The sequence below is a fragment of the Halomonas sp. NO4 genome (genome assembly GCF_010994375.1).
Classification (GTDB): domain Bacteria; phylum Pseudomonadota; class Gammaproteobacteria; order Pseudomonadales; family Halomonadaceae; genus Halomonas.
Genome location: NZ_WHMA01000036.1, coordinates 9538 through 28110, shown reverse-complemented (window position 1 = coordinate 28110; position 18573 = coordinate 9538). Strand labels below are relative to the sequence as shown.

General features: G+C 55.2%; 12 protein-coding genes. All 12 read right to left on the bottom strand.

All coding sequences use genetic code 11. The annotated features are described in order from the left end of the window. Positions 1–443: 443 nt before the first annotated feature. The gene (gene asnB, locus FEF15_RS16590; protein WP_163560274.1) at positions 444–2204 is read right to left on the bottom strand and encodes an asparagine synthase (glutamine-hydrolyzing); all 1761 of its coding nucleotides are present in this window, start codon (positions 2202–2204) and stop codon (positions 444–446) included. Positions 2205–3163: 959 nt separating this feature from the next. After that, positions 3164–4402, bottom strand: coding sequence for a glycosyltransferase (locus FEF15_RS16580; RefSeq protein ID WP_205598560.1), 1239 nt, complete (start codon positions 4400–4402; stop codon positions 3164–3166). Positions 4403–4565: 163 nt separating this feature from the next. Next, positions 4566–5711 carry a UDP-N-acetylglucosamine 2-epimerase (non-hydrolyzing) gene (gene wecB / locus FEF15_RS16575; RefSeq protein WP_163560271.1) on the bottom strand — a complete coding sequence of 382 codons (1146 nt, stop codon included), beginning with the start codon at positions 5709–5711 and terminating at the stop codon, positions 4566–4568. Between the two features lie 8 nt (positions 5712–5719). Then, the gene (locus tag FEF15_RS16570) at positions 5720–6835 is read right to left on the bottom strand and encodes an NAD-dependent epimerase/dehydratase family protein (RefSeq protein WP_163560270.1); all 1116 of its coding nucleotides are present in this window, start codon (positions 6833–6835) and stop codon (positions 5720–5722) included. Between the two features lie 31 nt (positions 6836–6866). Then, positions 6867–7880, bottom strand: coding sequence for an SDR family NAD(P)-dependent oxidoreductase (locus FEF15_RS16565; RefSeq protein ID WP_163560269.1), 1014 nt, complete (start codon positions 7878–7880; stop codon positions 6867–6869). A 22-nt stretch (positions 7881–7902) separates the two neighbouring features. Then, positions 7903–9702, bottom strand: coding sequence for an ABC transporter ATP-binding protein (locus FEF15_RS16560; protein WP_163560268.1), 1800 nt, complete (start codon positions 9700–9702; stop codon positions 7903–7905). Positions 9703–9779: 77 nt separating this feature from the next. After that, positions 9780–11048, bottom strand: coding sequence for a Vi polysaccharide biosynthesis UDP-N-acetylglucosamine C-6 dehydrogenase TviB (gene tviB / locus FEF15_RS16555; protein WP_163560267.1), 1269 nt, complete (start codon positions 11046–11048; stop codon positions 9780–9782). Between the two features lie 418 nt (positions 11049–11466). Then, positions 11467–13266 carry an AAA family ATPase gene (locus FEF15_RS16550; RefSeq protein ID WP_163560266.1) on the bottom strand — a complete coding sequence of 600 codons (1800 nt, stop codon included), beginning with the start codon at positions 13264–13266 and terminating at the stop codon, positions 11467–11469. Between the two features lie 29 nt (positions 13267–13295). Continuing rightward, positions 13296–15572, bottom strand: a complete 2277-nt coding sequence (locus FEF15_RS16545; RefSeq protein WP_163560265.1) for a hypothetical protein — start codon at positions 15570–15572, stop codon at positions 13296–13298. A gap of 124 nt (positions 15573–15696) precedes the next feature. Continuing rightward, the gene (locus tag FEF15_RS16540; protein WP_163560264.1) at positions 15697–15834 is read right to left on the bottom strand and encodes a hypothetical protein; all 138 of its coding nucleotides are present in this window, start codon (positions 15832–15834) and stop codon (positions 15697–15699) included. 99 nt (positions 15835–15933) lie between these two features. Next, entirely contained in the window at positions 15934–16956 is a 1023-nt protein-coding gene (locus tag FEF15_RS16535; protein WP_163560263.1) for an NAD-dependent epimerase, read from the bottom strand. Positions 16957–17630: 674 nt separating this feature from the next. Next, a partial coding sequence (locus FEF15_RS16530; protein WP_240454206.1) for an NAD-dependent epimerase occupies positions 17631–18573 on the bottom strand: 943 nt, incomplete at its 5' end.

The window sequence follows — 18573 nt, the reverse complement described above, 5'->3', positions numbered from 1 at the left end:
GATCACGGGTGGGTCAATTTTGTTGACCGCTGGTGGGTCACTTCTGATGGCCATTGACAGGGCCACTTCCCCCACTATGCAATTATGCGGCGTGAGCAGCTTATTGAGGATGGCTTCTCGGCGCTCGTCGGAGTACTTCATCGGAACCTCGTTACGCCCCCTTATTCTTAAGAGTCTAACAGCCGCTGATACTCCAACTAGCTTGACAGTGGGGGTACTGTCTTAACAAGGTGTCCACTGCTGCTGGGCAAGATCATTATGGCGGCCCAACACCGAGACCAGATTCCATGCCCAACAACGAAGAGCCGTTGTTCTGCGGTGGAAAAACAATGTCCTTGATCAAGGACCAGCTGGAACCAGATAGTTCGTTCGTCCCGCCATACTTTTTCTATGTTGCTACGGTATAAAAATTAGCAGAACCTACATTTCGTAAAAAAGCCAAGCTACCCCTGCGACATATAACCATTCAATATTTTTTTATTCACGCCCTTAACGCCATCTGCTTCTGCTTCCCCCCAGGCATAAAGAGGGATGCTAAATCCTTTTTTCTTACGATTTACAATTTCATTTGGGAGAGAACATGAATATGCCCTCTTCAAGCATGCCTTTAATTTTGCTCCATCATAGATAACACTTTCAGGTAAAGAAAATGCGAAATTTGCTATTTTTGGCGTAAGTAATGGAACACGCGCCTCCAAAGAATTTTTCATTGTGGCTCGATCTACTTTCGTCAAAATATCTTCAGGGAGATATGTATGAAAATCCAAGAACTGGAGATTCTTCTTCACTCCTAAGTCCGTTCGCCAGTACTGCCTAAAAAACCAATAGTCATCATAGTCATCAGGAATCTCCAGAAACTTTCTCAACTCTATTTTTTCGTGCTTTGTGTATCCATTCAAAAGAGAAACATATAGTGAAATGGGATCTAACATACAATACAAATCAAGCCTAGACATGATTTTTCTTAGATAACCCACCTTCCCCTTTGACAAAAAACATCTGATATCTTTCTTCCTAAATAAACGCGCAACCCCCTGAGCCCTATGGAATTTTTCAAAACGTTCGTACCAAGCGTAACCGCCAAACAGTTCGTCACCCCCATCACCAGTCAAAACAGTTTTTACTTTTTCTTTAGCGAACTTTGCCACATGGTATGTAGGAATAGCTGAGGTGTCTGCAAATGGCTCTCCATAAAGATTATGCAGAAAATCATTCACCTCAGAAAGGTGCTCCGCACTAATTTTTTTAACATGATGTCGGGTTTTACAATGCTTGGCTACAATGCTTGAAAAATAAGTTTCGTCATGGCTAGGGGCATCAAACCCTATTGAAAAAGTTTCACAATGACTGTTAAAACTTGTTGCAGACGCAACAACAGCGCTTGAATCAACTCCGCCACTTAAAAAAAACCCCAAAGGCACATCACTAACCATCTGTTCTTGGACGCTTTCATCTATCAGCCCCCTTAATATTTGGCTAGCATCTTCTATATTATCAGGGCCATTGTTTGATACTTCCAAGGCCCAATACTTATATTTAGATACCCCCCCATCTTTTAAGCTGTAACTCAAATAATGGGCAGGCTCCAGTTTGAAACAGTTTGCATACAAAGTCTTTGGTGACGGAATATACTTATATGTCAAGAAATCATAAAGAGCCGTCTTATCATTAACCAATGGGAGGTTTAATTTTTCGTAGAAAGACTTGATTGGCTGCAACTCAGAACTCCAAACCATTAAGCCGCCATCGCAGCAATAGTATAATGGCTTAATTCCAATTTGGTCTCTAGCCAACAATAGAGTATTTTTCGAAAAATCAATCACCGAAAAAGCAAACATCCCACTAAGACGACTTAGCAACCCTTCAATTCCCCATTTTATATATCCATGTACTACTACCTCAGAGTCACTGTTAGAACAAAATTTATGCTCTCCAAGCTCTTTCCTTAGGGATTTAAAGTTATATATTTCTCCGTTAACTGTAGCTATCACTTTTCCACATTTGCTAACCATTGGCTGCCGTCCAGCATCACTAAGGTCTAAAATGCTCAACCTTTGATGACCAATATAACCATTATTTGTGAGCCACTCACCATACTGATCGGGCCCTCTGTGAGAGAGCAAGCTGCATGATTCTCTAGCCGCTTTAACTTGCTCCGAACTAATATTTTCATTCCTAGAGAAAAAACCAAACAATCCACACATAAAACACTCTCTTAAACAATTAAATTTATAGCTTTATAGCTTTATAAGACCAGATAGTGGTTAACCAGACTGTGCCGGCAACGAGTCCGCGCCTGAGAGATCAGTTGGCAGGTGTTCGAAATCTCTTGGATATCAGAGCCCCCATCCCGCAGCGGATCATGAAATGACTGCGACATACCGTGGTGGGTCAGCAGACACATCAAAACACGCGCATTCTTGCGATTATGCTTGTTCCATAGGTATACAGCGCTTCCCGAACACGGGCACAAGCCAGGGAAAAGGCCAGAGATGCACCGGGAACCCGCTTGCGCTAACCAGTAGGCAATCGGGCACTGGATGTCCGCGTGGGCTCCAACAGGGCTCCAACACTGCCAGCACGCTGGCTTTCTGCCGTTGCAGGACGTCATGGCCTGCACGGATGTTAGCCACCTTAAAGGCCTTTTTACGACCCTCGGGCCTCTGAGTAGGGGTTCGAGAGGTATTACGGCCTGGTTTTTAGCAGTCGCCACTACTGTGGGCACAGCTAAGGCGCATGGGCTCACCCTAGGGTTTACGACGCCGTATACCACGAAGCAGAACGGTCATGTCAAGCGTTTTTTTCGATACTTGAAGGAGGAGTTCCTCTGGCAGCATCGATTCGAGTCGTTGGGCCAAGCTAGAGCGATCATCAGGCGCTGGATCCGGTACTACGAAAAACGGCCACACGGCCACATCAGTCACTAGGCTATATGGCATCCAGAGCCTACCCTGCACTAGTTGCGTAAGGTGTACAGAAACCAGGGTGGCATTATACTAACCTTGGGCTGGCGCCCTTCGGGTAGGGTACGTACGAGTCTTTTTCATCGAAGCTGCTTTCCTTGCCATGGCTCACCTCACCTCAGTGTACTGTCTTAATGAGGTACCCACTACTTCTGGACAAGCTCAAAATCAATTCGTAACACAGTAGAAGTAAAATATGATTAAGTATTGACAGCCCTTTGAAAACTCCGCTCAACTTTTTTTAATACGTCTAAATACGCCATCCGTTGAGACTCCACAGAAAATTTATCTGTTGCCCACTTGCTTAATTTATACCTTTGATCTCCTGACAATAACAAATCACGTTTTTTGATAAGCTTATCAAGCTCATCATCACTAAAGATATCATCAAAAAGGTATGCAAATTTTTTATTTTCTAAATACCTTGAATAAAACCCAATATGCTTTGTTGTTATAACAGGCAACCCGGCGGCTAAATACTCCCCTAACTTTCCAGTCGAGACAACCTTGTTCAGCAAATCATCTTCTCTTAACAGTATTCCTATGTCAGATGCATTCAATACAGCATTTACATCTTCATGCGGAACACTATCCAATGTGTAACAGCGACTATCGACATTAAGTCGCGCCATAAAATTTTCAGCTATAGCATAATCCTGCGGCCTTGTAAGTATATAAAAATATAGATCATTATATGTGCCATGCTGGCTTAACTTATTAAAAACCTCTATGCTTCTTTTTATATTTTGCCAGCTATAATGCAATGCTCCACAAAACACTACAACCGTTTTACCCTCAAGACACAGTTTTTTCCTTGTCTTCGCCCTCAGTGCCTCATCATAGTAAAACTTATTACCACTAAATGCTGTGGGGAGAGCAGATATTTTATCTCTTAAAATACCCGAGTAACGATTTAAGTACACCTCCTTCATTTTTTCAGTTGGCACAATAACAGCATCAGCCTTGCTGATCATGTCACCATTCGCTTTTGCTGCAGCTCTTAAGTGCTTTACCTCTTTATTATAAAACCCATCGTATAAATTTTTTTCAGGCCTCTCCAAATACTTCAACTCGGACTCAACATCACCTTCTATATCTATAATATATCGCAATTTCCCTTTTGTTATTTTTTTAATGAAATTTAACATATTTGTATTCTGCTTCCTTACATGAACCACCACGCCATCATACCTTAATGCTAAGAACAAAAAATAAGCAGGAATACAAAGCTTCAAGAAGAATGCATTAGCATGAAACACATCAACTCCCTGATTAGTATACTTGTCAACCAAGCTCTTTTGCTCGTTATAGTTCCTTGTTGTCATAAAAGTGGTCATATTAATATTTACAGAATCAGAAACGGCGTCTACCCATGCTTTATACAACCCAACATGTTCTTTTAACGACCCTCTAAAAAAATAAATATATTTTACTTTCACTTGCGACACCATTTCGGAAATTATTAACTCTATCCACCTATCAGATTTTACATATTCGAAGGCTTTTAAGCGTTCATCACAAACTTTACTGCGATTTTTCAATTAATTGTAACTATATCCAAGTGTAAAAAACATAGCGGCCTAAAAAAGGAGCTAGAATGAATTACCAATCATAACGGCTAAACTCGTCCATGTTGCGCCAGCGGTTGGTCAGTTTGGCCGTGCCTGTGATCAGGCGCACCACCCGCTCCGAGGTGTTGCGCACCTTGTACTCTTCCGGGATCTCGCGCTGTGCTCCGGAGAACACCTCCCGGGAAGCCGTGGCGATGCGCACGCCGTCCACCAGCACCTCCTTGTAGAGCCCGGTCAGGGCGATGGCGCCGGTATCGAGCGCTTCCGGGCGCTCGATGGAACGGCGCAGGGTAACGGCCGGGAAGCCGAGGATCGAGGCCTCCTCGCTGATGGTGCCGCTGTCGGAGATGGCGCAGTAGGCATGCACCTGCAGGTGGTTGTAATCGAGAAAGCCGAACGGCTTGAGAAAACGGATGGCGTCGCTGTCCTCCGCAAGGCCGAGCGCCTCCAGGCGGTTGCGCGTGCGCGGATGGGTCGAAACCACCACCGGAAAGCCGTAGGCATCGTGCAGCGCTTGTAGCCCGGCGACCACCTCGCGCAGGTTGTCGCGGCTGTCGACGTTCTCCTCGCGATGCACGCTGACGATGAAATATTTGCCCCGCTCCAGTCCCAGCGTCTCGAGGATCGTGGACTGCTCGATTCGGGGCAGCATGTGTTCCAGCACCTCGCGCATGGGCGAGCCGGTCAGGTAGATAAAGCGGTGGGAGAGGCCCTCGCTGGTCAGGTGCCGCCGGGCGTGCTCGGTGTAGACCAGGTTGAAGTCGGCCAGGTGGTCGACCATCTTGCGGTTGATCTCCTCCGGCACGTTGGCATCGAAGCAACGGTTGCCGGCCTCCATGTGGTAAGTGGGAATCTTCATCCGCTTGGCCATCAAGGTGGCGATGGCGCTGTTGGTGTCGCCCAGCACCAGCACCGCATCGGGGCGCTCTTCCAGCAGCACTGTCTCTGTCTTGATCAGGATCTCGCCCAGGCTGCGACCGAGCGACGAGGTGTCGACCTCGAGGAAGTGATCCGGGCGGCGCACCCCCAGTTCCTCGAAGAAGACATCGTTGAGTTCGTAGTCGTAGTTCTGCCCGGTATGCACGATGCGGTGTTCCACCACCTGATCGAGGGCGGCCATCACCCGCGACAGACGGATGATCTCCGGGCGCGTGCCCAGGATGGTCATGACTTTCATGGAATGACTCACTGTTGTTCCAGAACGGGCTCGAAGTGGGTATCCGGGTGCTCGGGATCGAAGAGCTCGTGGCTCCAGAACATCGTCAGCAGCTCATCATCGCCCGTGTTGGTGATGCTGTGGGTATGCAGGGTTGGCATGTCGACGTACGCCGGTGCGTTACCGCTGACGTGGAACTCCTCGACGTGGTCGTCCAGCAGACACCGGATGCGGATCACCGCCTGCCCCTTCACTACCAGGAAACGCTCCACCTTGTTGAAGTGGTAATGATTGCCTCGCGTGATGCCTGGCCTGGTGGTGGAAAGAAACGCCTGGCCGCCGTTGCGGTTCTTGACCCCCTCGAACAGGGCGCCCCGGTCGTCACTGTGAAGCTTCAGCTCCCGGGGGTAGAAGGCTGGATAGAGGAAACTGCGCAGGGTGTTGAACAGCTGCAGATCGAAACGATCACGCAGGTCGGGAATGATGTCATTCGCGTAACTGCGGTGCATGTCGATCAGCTTGCCGGCAGCCGAGGCAACGCTCATGGCACGCCCCTGCAGGCGCAGCTCGCCGGTGCGCCCACGCTCGATCGCGCCCAGAATCTCTGCCGCGATGTCCTGGGCGTGCAGCAGCTCCAGTTGCCCGGCGCCGTTGATAGCCAGTTCCTCGCCCATGGCCAGCTGATGGCAGAAGGTCTGGACGGCTGAGTTGTAGTAGGGGCGCCCCCCTTCCCCGAACACATGGGGCAACACCAGCTCGGCGTACTGGGCCCCCTGCCGTTGCGTCCATTCGACGAAGACGCGGTGTGCCGCCTGCTTGCCCCGCCCATAGGGGTTGTCACGCTCCCGCTGGGTGCTGTTGGTATACAGCAGGTGGGGCCTGGCACCAACCCTTTCCATGGCCGCCGTCAGCCGCTCTGCCAGTTGCCGATTGCCCTGCTCGACCACCTCGTCGCTGTCGCGGTTAATGCCGGCGCAATGAACCACGGCGTCGGCACCTTCCAGGGCCTGGGCGAGCCAGCCATCGTCATTGAACGATTCCCGGTCGAGCAGCACCAGGCCTGCCCGGTACTGCTCCCTCGCACGCAGGTGCAGGTGCAGATGGCGACCCAACAAGCCGTTGGCCCCCGTGACAACGATCTTCATTCAACCTCCAGGAGTTCGGGCATCATGGGCGTTACGCGTTCAGCGCGGCTCGCACTTCCGGCAGCGTCAGCAGCAGTTGCTTGAGCTCTTCCTTGCCGAGCTGATAGGTATTGTGGGAATGGTAATCCTGGGTGGAAGCCTCTTCCACGTCGCCCTCAGTGAAGTACTTGCTGTAGTTCAGGTCACGATCATCGAAGCTGACACGATAGTAGGCGCCCATGTCCTCCGAGCGGCGCAGTTCCTCACGGCTGGCCAGCGTCTCGTAGAGCTTCTCGCCGTGACGCATGCCGATGATGCGGATCTCGTTGTTGGCCTCGAACAGCTCCAGCAGGGTTTCCGCCAGCATCTGCACGGTGCAAGCTGGTGCCTTTTTGATGAAGATGTCGCCCTGGCGGGCATGCTGGAAGGCGAAATTGACCAGTTCGATGGCATCAGGCAGCGAAAGCATGAAGCGAGTCATGCTCGGCTCGGTGAGGCTGAGCGGCTTGCCTTCCTGGATCTGCTTGATGAACAGCGGAATCACGGAACCGCGGGAGCACATCACGTTGCCGTAACGCACGCAGGAAATGGTGGTCTCGCCCTCCCCCAACTGGCGGCTGGCCGCCTGGGCGGTCTTCTCCATCATTGCCTTGGACATGCCCATGGCGTTGACCGGCATCACCGCCTTGTCGGTGCTCAGGCACACCACGCTCTTCGCGCCGGCCTCGACCGCGGAGTCGATCACGTTCTGGCTGCCCAGGATGTTGGTCTTCACCGCCTCCAGCGGGAAGAACTCGCACGAAGGAACCTGCTTGAGCGCCGCGGCATGGAACACCAGGTCAACACCACGCATGGCCTTGTCCACAGAGTGACGGTCGCGCACGTCGCCGATGTAGAACTTAAGCTCCGGACGATTGTAGACAATACGCATCTCTTCCTGCTTGGCCTCGTCACGACTCAGGATTCGGATATCTTGATATCCTTTGCCAAGCAGATAATCCACCATCGCTTTGCCAAATGAACCTGTCCCGCCAGTTATCAATATAGTGCTTTTCAAGGTTTTCATCTCTAAACTAAGACATAATTATCTAGGAATGCTCAGCCATTCGCTGGAAAATGGAGTTTCGCTCAGCCAGTTCGTCGTAGCTGCCCTGATCCACGACGCGGCCATCGGCCATGAGATAAATACAGTCGCACTGTTTCACCGTAGCCAGGCGGTGGGCGATCATAATGACGGTTTTCTTACCAGAGAAGTCGTGAATGGCGTCCATCACCAGCTTTTCGGTGATACCGTCCAGGGCGCTAGTGGCTTCGTCCAGCACCAACACCTCGGCATCATCGTATAGCGCACGGGCAATACCGATTCGCTGGCGCTGCCCGCCAGAGAGCTGGATACCGCGCTCACCCACACGGGTATCCAGGCCTTCGGGTAGGCTTGCGAGCAGTTCATCCAGGTGCGCCATTCGGGCGGCACGTTCAACACGCGACTCGTCGACGCGCTCAGGCGGTAGGCCGAAGGCGATGTTCTCGCGGATGCTAGCATCGGCCAGGAAGATGGCTTGAGGCACGAAACCTAGGCTGTTCTGCCAGGCACGTTTCTGCTCGGGCGCCAGGGGCTGGCCATCCACGGTCAGGGCGCCCTGCTCGGGCTCGAGCAGCCCCAACAGTAGATCGATGGCGGTGGACTTGCCGGAACCGGAGGCCCCAACCAGGCCGATTACTTGATTGACTGGTAGCGTCAGGCTCAGACCATCGAGCGCGGCTTCCTCCTTGCCCGGGTAATGGAAGGTGACGTTCTCCAGGCGAATCTCGTGGCGCGGCACGAAATGGCCTGCCTGCTCGGCCGGAGGAGTGTCCGTGGATACATGCTGACTGGCCTTCAGGTCCTGTTCCAGGCTGTCGAAGGCTGCCAAATTTCCGCGCACCTGGGCGACGCTTGTGTAGATTTGCTGGAAGGCGGGCAGCAGCTTGAAGCCCGCCAGCGCATAGACGGAAAGCACCGGCAGGATGGTGCCTAGATTGCCCTGGTGAGCGGCCAGCAGATAAAGCACCAAGAAGATCACCGCACCGAAGGCGATCAGTTCCATAGCGTAACGAGGAACCTGAGAGAGTGCCTGAGTGGTGCCTTGCGCACGGCCGAAGGTGCGACTGCTGGCCTCGAAACGCTGGTTGAAGTCGGCCTGGCGGCCCAGCAGCAGCGTGTCCTTGATACCGCCAAATCCTTCATTCATCAGCTTGAATCGCTCGCGGTTGGAACGGGTGATCGCCTGGCCATTACGAACCAGCTTGCGACGCACAGTGCGGTAAAGCAGCAGATAGGCCCCAGAGAACAGCGCTAAGCCGGCCAACGCCACCATGGGGTTGAACAAAAAGATCGCGAGGACCATGACCAATGCCATCACCGCCTTGGCGTTCATCATCATTAGTGGACGGATCACCATATTGGTGATGCGGTTGCACTCCTGGGCGATCTGATTCGTCAGCTGACTGCTGGTGCCGCTGGCGTGGAATAGCCATGGCTGCTGCATGTAGTGCTTGTATAGCCGGACACTGAGTTCAGCACCGACTTGGTTAGCGTAAAGCGCCAACCGCCAGCCAGTGAACATCGAGATGGCAGCGGCGCCCGCAAGAGTGATGAGCACGGCAATGCCCAACCAGAAGAGAAAGTCGGCAGGGTCGCTAAATTCGCTAGCCTGATAAAGTTGTGCCAGGGTGCCTTCGCCTTGAAGGCGGCTCATGTCGCCTACCAGAGCCATGAAAGGACCGATGGCGATCACCCCAGCCACCTCGGCAAAGGCCATCAGCACGACCAGCACCTGCAGCCAAAGCAGCCGCTTGCGCTGTTCTTCGGTGAGCAGGCTATATAGCTTGGAGAGTCTTTCAAACATGCTGCCAATTGGCCTTTTCAAACTTGCAGACGAAAGCAATAGCGCGGCGCGACTTTTCCATACGTGCTCTCATATGATTAAAGCCTAAGGTCTACATCTGTTTCACTGAATAAATGCTTCAGGTCGTACAACAAATGCTTCGGCTTGCCGAAATCGCGGATGGCTTTTACGCCCAGCTCGTCGAACTGGCGGTGCGCCACGGCGAGGATAATGGCGTCGTATTGGCGGGGCTGGGGCTGGGCCACGGGCGAGATGCCGTATTCCTGCTGCGCCTCTTCGGAGTCGATCCAGGGGTCGTATACGTCCACGTTGGCGTTGTAGTCGGCCAGCTCGTGCACGATGTCGATCACGCGAGTGTTGCGTAGATCCGGGCAGTTCTCCTTGAAGGCGAAACCCAGCACCAGCACGCGGGCACCTTCCACGTGAATGCGCTGCTTCATCATCGCCTTGACCAGCTGCGAGACCACGTATTGCCCCATGCCGTCGTTGATGCGCCGGCCGGCCAGGATCATTTCCGGGTGGTAGCCGATCTCCTGAGCCTTGTGGGTGAGGTAGTAAGGGTCTACGCCGATGCAGTGCCCGCCCACCAGGCCGGGACGGAAAGGCAGGAAGTTCCACTTGGTGCCGGCGGCTTCCAGCACGGCTTGGGTGTCGATGCCCAGCCGGTTGAAGATGAGTGCCAGCTCGTTGACCAGGGCGATGTTCACGTCGCGCTGGGTATTCTCGATCACCTTGGCGGCTTCGGCCACGCGAATGCTGGGCGCCTTGTGGGTGCCGGCGGTGATGATGGCGCGGTAGAGTGCATCCACCTGCTCGGCCACCTCGGGCGTGGAGCCGGCAGTCACCTTCTTGATGGTGGTAACACGGTGCTCCTTGTCGCCGGGGTTGATGCGCTCGGGGCTGTAGCCGCAGAAGAAGTCGCGATTGAAAGTCAGCCCAGAGACCCGCTCCAGCACCGGTACGCACACCTCTTCAGTGGCGCCGGGGTAGACGGTGGATTCATAGATGACGATATCGCCACGCTTTAGCACCTGCCCCAGCGTTTCGCTGGCCTTGATCAGCGGGGTGAGATCGGGCCGCTTGTGGCCGTCGATGGGCGTGGGCACGGTAACGATGTAAGTATTGCACTCGACCAGCGCGTCGACCTCTGCCGTGAACTGCAAGCGCTCGGCCTGGCGCAGTTCCTCGTCGTCCACCTCCAAGGTGGCATCGTGGCCTTGCCGGAGCTGGGCAATGCGCTTGGCGTTGATGTCGAAGCCCACCACGGGGCGTACCTTGCCGAAGGCCACGGCCAGCGGCAGGCCAACGTAACCTAGGCCGATGACAGCGATAGAGCGGTCTTGCATGTGTATTTTCCAATAATTCAGGGTCGGGAAACTAGACGCCGTAGAATTTGCGATACCACGCCACGAAGTTGGCCACGCCTTCCTTGACGGGAGTAGCAGGCTTGTAGCCCACGGCACGCTCCAGCTAGGTGGAATCGGCATAAGTATCCGGCACGTCGCCGGGCTGAAGTGGCAATAGATCCTTGATGGCTTGTTTAACCAGCCCTTCTTCAATCGCCTCGATATAAGCAGAGAGCTTCACCGGGTTGTTGTTGCCGATGTTGAACAGCCGGTACGGCGCGTTGCTGGTGGCCGGGTCGGGCGCATCGCTGTTCCACTCGGGATTGGGCGCGGCGCCATCTTGATCGCTTCGGGGCGTGTGCCGAAGCCACAGGCCTTTAAGGGCATGGGATAACGATCCCTATTGGCTTACTGGGGATCAGGGGCGATTGAACCAGTCGATGAAGGCACCGACGATGGCATCGTCGTCGACGACCTCATGCCAGGGTTGCACTTCCAGTTGGGCGCAGAACGGCCCCCAGTAGGTTTCGTTCTTCTTGCCCGTGAGTCCCAGGTGGCTTTCGATATCGCCCGCAGGCCACAACCAGATGCGGTGGTGCTTCAGCTTGTCGTGCAGGGCCCTGGCCACCGGCTGGGCTTCTTCGCGCTGTGCCCAGGCCACCACCACCTCGTGGGCCTTCATGCCGCGTTCCAGCCCCTTGGGGCCACGCGGCCGACCGTCCTGGGTGAGCAGGATGCGATCATCCTCTTGCTGCATGGCTTCGATCTGGCGCAGGCATTCCCTCAGGTGCTCATCGTCGTGTTCGAGGAAGCCGGCATGCCCGGCAAGCAGCAGGCAGTAATCGAAGTCCGTCAGGCCGTGGGCTTCGATGCCGAGGGCTTCCAGGATCGTCAGGCACTGCGCCAGGGCGGGAGAACCGTCGAGCTCCACCAGCGAGATTCTTTCTTCGGCCAGGGTGCGGCCGGTGACGGCGTGATAAAGGGTGGGCAACACCCGCCGCTCGGTCTTTCCCTCCACGAGTAGCACTCGGTCGCTAAACAGCCAGCCGCTGGCGTTCTTCAGCTCCATCAGGGTTTCGACGCGACTCTTTGGGTTGGCCACATGGGCGTCCACAGCTTCCTTCACGGAGGGCATAATGCGCGTTTCGCCGCTGCCAGGGTGCTTGCGGACGATATGGGCATAGGGTAGCGCTTTGCGGTCAACCATGACAGGCGAGTGGGTGGCGAAGATGACCTGATAGCCGTGCCCGGACAATCGTTGCAGCGCCTGGCGAACCTGCTCGATGGCTTGAGGGTGCAGGAACAGCTCAGGCTCCTCGATCAGCAACAGGCGGCGTTGGGCTTTCACCCCCTCCTCCGCCTTGAGTTCGGCCAGGTAGCGGATCAGCGCCATCTGGATGCTGCGCTGGGCGCCATGGCCCAGGCTGGTAAAGTCGCGGATGTTACCGCGCTCCTGCTCGCTGACCTTGACGGTACCTTGCTTGAACAGCGCCTTGACCTCTGGCACCGGGATATCCAGGTGAAGGTTGATGCCCGGAAAAAAATCGGCAACGGCCTGGCTGGCTTCGCGGTCGAAGCGCTGAAGTTCCTCCACCCGTTCGGCACCATCGGAGGCGAGTTGCCGGCTCACCGCGTCGAAGGTCGCCTGGATGGCCGCGCCATGAGCCTGTTCCAGCGGGGTGGTGAATTCCGCCAGCAACTTGCCCAGTGTGCTGCCCGCCTTGGGTTTGGTGGCATCCTCGGCGGCGTCTTCCATGGCGCCGATGAAGAGGGGCTCCGGGAACAGCGCCTGGATCGCTTGGGGAATACCTGTCGGAGGGCCCTGCCAGGCCCCTTCGCCTTCCGGTGCGGTGGTCGGATTGCGAACCTCAAGTTTCGCGGCTGCTTTGCCACCACCGGGCTCAACCTGCACTCGGCGCAGCATCATCCGGCCGTTCAGGATGAAAGGTTCGATCTTCTTGCGGTGTCCGGCCTCGAGCCGGTCGAGCATGGCATCGTCCAGCCCCTCGATTGCGCCCTCTACAATCACAGGCTGCGTGGTGTCGAAGAAGTCGTCCTCTCCCAGGGCGCGTGGCGCCACCAGCCACTCGATGGAGGCCATGATGTTGGATTTTCCGGCATTGTTGTAGCCGACGATGGGGGTACAGTTGCCAAGCGATAGCGTGACGTTATTGCAGGATCGGAAGTTCTGAATATGGATATCGGTGAGGTGGTGCATGGCGCGTCCTTGCGGATATGCGGTAGGGATTATCGGTCGGCCGTCAATAAACCGCGAAACAGTGCATCGGTCTCATAGTCTTCAGGAGAGCGATCTGGAAAGTGGTGTTGTTCCAGCCGCTCGCCTTCCTCGTAACGGCTGTCATCGCGCAGCATTTCTAGACGCTCATAGCCGCTGGCTTTCATTGGCGACATATCCAAGCCCAGACAACCATCAATATGCTGTACATCATCGAGCCAGCTACTAACGTAATCATCGTCGTCGGCCTGCTGCAACTCTTCATCAAGGCGCTCGTGCAAGGCGTATTCCAGTTCTTCACGGCAGGCAATATAGAAAGCCGCGGCTTCTGGCTGAGCCTGCGCATATCGAACCAAGGCTAACGCTTGCTCGCTAGTTTCGAAAGCTTCCAAAGCCCCCTGCCAAGCCAGCTCCCGAGTCTCCCGGCTCATGCACCCCGCAAAATCTAGCAAGGTATCATAGTCATTGCCCTCGAACACTTCGCACCAATTCAGCCCCGAAGGAAGTTTCTGCTCAATCCGGGATGGAAAATGAGCCCGCCAAGATTCCTCCCCCTGCATCAGAATCCATAGATTAACGAGTCGAGCACCCCAGTCAGGATATTGGACTTCCGATACCCAGCCCTCATTGGGAATAACACGACCATGTGCCGCATACCTCCGAGCAGGAGCGTCGAGCAAATCGACTAACTTTTCTAGCTCTTGCTCTAGCTGGTTTCGTTTGCATGGCGATAGCACGCAAAAGTGCTGGCGAGGATGAAGCAACTTGAAAAGCCATACTGCGTGTTGGAAAAGCCCCACATGCTGCCAGAGGGCTTGTTGTGCAGCAGGATGACCGGCCAGTCTCTGAAAAATAGTATCGGCCACACCAGGGTTGGCAAAGGCACACCACAGATGGCCGGCTCGCTCGTGAGTAACAATGAAATTCGGTTCCAACTCTGTCATTGCCTCACGCAGGGCATCGGGCTGAGACGAACCACCCATGAGCTGCATATGCACACAATGAAACAGCGTTGTCAGATCCTCGAGCGCAGCTTGCTGGTCTGTCAGGGCCAATACATAGAGAAAGTGCTGGGCCCCTGCACCTAGCTTGCGAAAGGCTTTCTCCCAGTAGCGCCCGGGGTTGTCAAGCTGTTGAATCAACCACTGCCCGAATTCACCTTGATGAAGTTGATGCGCATCTCCTGCCATGGCGGCAATCAGTCGAGGATTGAAATTACGATGTTGGATAACCCGGTGGTATTCACGTTGACGTATCCAAGGCGTCAGCAGCTCGCTGGGGAGGCCCGCATGGAAGAGGTGACTGTGCAAAAGTCGCGCTCGATGGATAGAAGATAGCCGCTGGATATCAACAGTGACGTGGCCTAGCTCTTCCGTGGCATCCCCCAAGCGCTCCAACCGCCAACAGGCCTGGTGAAGTACATAGTCCCGGGTGGTGAGCAGTAGTTTGTGTTTGCCATTGGCATGGCTGACCGCGCGAACCAGTTCAATCAGTTGACGCTCGAGAGCCAGTCCCTCACTCTCCTGCAGAAAGTTGGCACCAAGGAAGTCGTCAAGGATAAATAGCTGTTCACGAGTTGGGTCAAGAATGGACCAGACATCCTTGATCTGGCGATCGACAAAGGCGTGTAGTTCATGGCCCGTTTCTGCTGCCTGTCGCAATGCCAAATATCCCGCCAGCGTCGTCTTACCGACACCGGGAGCACCGGTGATCAGACAGCAGTGGTACCTAGCCAACGTCTCATCAATTTCCTCAACGTAGTCATGATGTACAAACGGCACCAGATCACGTTGCAATCCACTTAGATAGGCCTGTGACAGTCGATGAATAGCGCTGTGCAGGATGCTTTCTAGCTGCTCGGCATCCTGCAGCCACAGCTTGACGTGACGGCGAAGCAGGTGGGGATTGCTGCCAAGCCAACCATCCAGGTCAGAGCCGCTGATTATGTCTGAAGGAGCCTTCAACCAAGGAGCCAACAGCTCATGCAACTCAGCCTTGTTATGGGGTGTCAAGGCACAGCTGGTCACTAGCAGGTAGCGGGCGGGATTCAGCCTTTGCAGCTTTACACGCTCCGACCTGGCTTGGCGCTTCAGCTCGCTTCGATCCATAACACGCTTTGCCTGGGCAATAACCAAGGAGTGACCGGGAGGCTGATAGCGTAGGTCAATCCCGCTATCTGGGCCCTCGGCAAAGCGTTCAAAGATAACGCCTTCTCGCTGATTGAGCACATCGGCAGCCAAGTACTCAAAATCAACAGGGCTCAAGCGGCCGTAGGAAAAACGAGACATAGAATTTTTAATCTAAGGGGCGCCATGTACGGCTCATGTTGCACTTTAGAATGCTAATAAGCCTACTCGAATAAGTCTGCATTTCAAATCAGCGGCGAGATGGCGAGATGCTGACCCAGTGCGGTCACCAGCAAGTTGGTGTCCACTGCTGCTGGGCAAGATCAAATAGATGCGTGGCGGTGGCATGGCGACCTTCCGTAAGCAAGTGATCGGCGTCCTTGTAGAGACGCTGCCCGGCGCTTGGGTAATCTTCGTCAGGCATTGCCTTGCTCCCTCTCTTCCTTGTTTCTCGCTGCAGTTCGCCTTTGCGATGCGAGCAGCGCTCCTGCGCCGGATTAGGCGGGCGCTAAGATGCCCCGGATCAAGCGTTGTAGAATTCGCGATACCACGCCACGAAGTTGGCGATACCCTCTTTCACCGGAGTAGCAGGCTTGTAGCCCACGGCGCGCTCCAACTCGGTGGAATCGGCATAAGTATCCGGCACGTCGCCGGGCTGCAGGGGCAGCAGGTCCTTGGTGGCCTTCTTGCCCAGGGCATCTTCGATGGCTTCGATATAGGCGGAGAGCTTCACCGGATTGTTGTTGCCGATGTTGAACAGCCGGTACGGCGCGTTGCTGGTGGCCGGATCGGGCGCATCGCTGTTCCACTCGGGATTGGGGGCGGCGATGTCGTCGCTGGCGCGGACCACCCCTTCGACGATGTCGTCGATGTAGGTGAAGTCGCGAGTGTGGTGGCCGTGGTTGAACACCGGGATGGGCTCGTCGGCGAGGATGTTCCTGGTGAACAGGAACAGCGCCATGTCGGGCCGGCCCCAGGGGCCGTAGACGGTGAAGAAGCGCAGTCCGGTGGTGGGCAGGCGGTACAGGTGGCTGTAGCTGTGCGCCATCAACTCGTTGGCTTTCTTGGTGGCGGCGTAGAACTGCAGCGGGTGGTCGACGCTTTCGTGTTCCGAGAAGGGCATCTTGGTGTTGGCGCCGTAGACGCTGCTGGTGCTGGCATAGGTGAGATGCTCGACCCGATGATGCCGGCATGCCTCGAGGATATTGGTGAAGGCCACCAGGTTGCTCTGCACATAGGCGTGGGGGTTTTCCAGCGAATAGCGCACGCCCGCCTGGGCGGCCAGGTGGATCACCCGCTGCGGCTTATGCGCTTCGAAGGCGTCGTTGACTGTCTGCTGGTCGGCGAGGTCGGCGCGAATGAAGGTGTAGTCGCTGCCGTGCTCGCGGGCGGTGGCTTCGAGGATTTCGAGTCGGGCTTCCTTGATGGTGGGGTCGTAGTAGTCGTTGACTACGTCGAAGCCAATCACGCTGTCGCCGCGTTCCAGCAGGCGCTTGGCGGTGTGAAAGCCGATGAAGCCGGCATTGCCGGTGACAAGATTGTTCATAATATTCCGGAGTTAGGATGGAGTATTATTAGGCATGGGTACCCCGAATGGGATGTCCTTTTGCCTTCCATCTGTCCTTGATCTCGGCGGCAAGGGCAGCTTGTGCTTGGGCTCGCTGTGCACCAGCCCTAGGTGAGGCGGAAAGTGACACATATCGCGCTGAAGAAGTGCAGCAGGTCTCTCTGATGGACGTGGACCGAGTGGTCGTTGACGATGTCGGTGTGGGGATGGATATCAATAGATCTTATGCTTCAATCCTGCACTTTTTCAGAAAATAGCATTCCCCAATCGCCCTTCACTCTTGCCAATTTCGCCTGCATTGTTGCCGGTGATGGCCCGGAGGCTTGACGCCTTCCTGGCCGGAATTCTGCATTTTTGCAGGAAATGGCTTTTCACCAACCGCCCTGCATCTTTGCCAAGTACCCTGCATTATTGCCGGTGCTGGTCACGGCGAATACGGTCTGCCTGGCCAGAATCCTGCAAGTTTGCAGAAAAACGTATTTCGCCGATTGGCCTGCAACAATGCAGGGCAGCGCTGCAAGGTTGCAGCGCTGACTTCGTTAACTCATTGATTTACTTGACATGCAACGATAAGGCGGGGGTTATCGACAATCATTGCGTGAGCTCGAGCCGCTTAACTGGCTGATCCACCTAGCCGATGTCAGGGAATCAGACTAGACGCCGTAGAACTCACGGTACCAGGCGACGAAGTTAGCCACGCCTTCCTTGACGGGGGTGGCGGGCTTGTAGCCCACGGCGCGTTCCAGCTCGGTGGAGTCGGCGTAGGTGTCGGGCACGTCGCCGGGCTGCAGAGGCAGTAGGTCTTTCTTGGCGTTTTTGCCCAACGCTTCTTCAATCGCTTCGATATAGGCGGAGAGCTTCACCGGGTTGTTGTTGCCAATATTGAACAGCCGGTACGGCGCGTTACTGGTGGCCGGGTCGGGTGCATCGCTGTTCCACTCGGGATTGGGCGCGGCGATGTCATCGCTGGCGCGAATTACCCCTTCCACGATGTCGTCGATGTAGGTGAAGTCGCGCGTGTGGTGGCCGTGGTTGAACACCGGGATGGGCTCGTCGGCGAGGATGTTCTTGGTGAACAGGAACAGCGCCATGTCGGGCCGGCCCCAGGGGCCGTACACGGTGAAGAACCGTAGCCCGGTGGTGGGCAGGCGGTACAGGTGGCTGTAGCTGTGTGCCATCAACTCGTTGGCTTTCTTGGTGGCGGCGTAGAACTGCAGCGGGTGGTCGACGCTTTCGTGTTCCGAGAAGGGCATCTTGGTGTTGGCGCCATAGACGCTGCTGGTGCTGGCGTAGGTAAGGTGCTCCACCCGATGATGCCGGCACGCCTCGAGGATGTTGGTGAATGCCACCAGGTTGCTCTGCACGTAGGCGTGGGGGTTCTCCAGCGAGTAGCGCACGCCCGCCTGGGCGGCCAGGTGGATCACCCGCTGCGGCTCGTGGGCTGCGAAGGCGTCGTTGACGGCCTGCGGGTCGGCCAGGTCGGCGCGAATGAAGGTGTAGTCGCTGCCGTGCTCACGGGCGGTGGCTTCGAGAATCTCGAGCCGGGCTTCCTTGATGGTGGGGTCGTAGTAGTCGTTGACCACGTCGAAGCCAATG